At 50.0% G+C, this 702-nt stretch carries 1 protein-coding gene; it reads right to left on the bottom strand.

The genetic code is table 11. The features are described 5' to 3' along the window. Nucleotides 1–702: efflux RND transporter permease subunit (locus R7Q11_RS26380; protein ID WP_225467023.1), on the bottom strand; the 702-nt coding region annotated here is incomplete at both ends.

Below are 702 nucleotides of genomic sequence, written 5' to 3'. Positions count from 1 at the left end.
TGGTTTAGAATCGGCTTGAGCACTTTGCTTTCTTGGCGCCAATCATCGCGAATGTATTTTGCATCAGGGTTTGAAGCAAAAATCGTTTTCGCTTCCGCCGCTAGTTGATGTAATACGGTTTCATCCGGACCAGAAAAACGCACCTCAACCGCGAACTTATCTTTGGTTGCTAGCTTCAGCGCTCGGAAGCGAGGTTCGGCATCCGGAAACGCCTCTTTCAGCCAATCATCGCCACGCGTTACCAAGTGACTGATGCTCTCGTAGTCTTTGGTGTTGATCAGAATCTGCCCGTAGGCAGGGTCGAGCGGCTCAGGCTCTACCGTTACCGAGAAGCGAGGTGCACTGGTGCCGACATAGCTAGAGATACTTTCCACTTCTGGTTGTGCGACCAACCATTCTTCAACTTTGCGCATGTCTGCCGAGGTTTGTTCAATCTTGGCACCATTGGGTAGCCAGTAATCGAGAAACACAATTGAGCGATCCGACTGAGGAATAAAGTTCACGGCCACATACGGGATTGCCACGGCGGTGACTAAAATCAACGGAACCAAAGCGGCTAATGCTTTACGCGGGTTGTCCACCGTCCAGAATACCAACTGTTTATAACGGCTCGGTTTGGTCTCTTCGCTGTTAGCTTTTGGCTTGATGAACATCCACGCCATTAATACCGTAAACGTCATCGCGACGATCCATGAAAGCAAC

The organism is Vibrio sp. 970, from assembly GCF_033339075.1.
The sequence above is the reverse complement of the archived record's forward strand: the minus strand, read 5'-3'. Positions and strand labels throughout refer to the sequence as shown.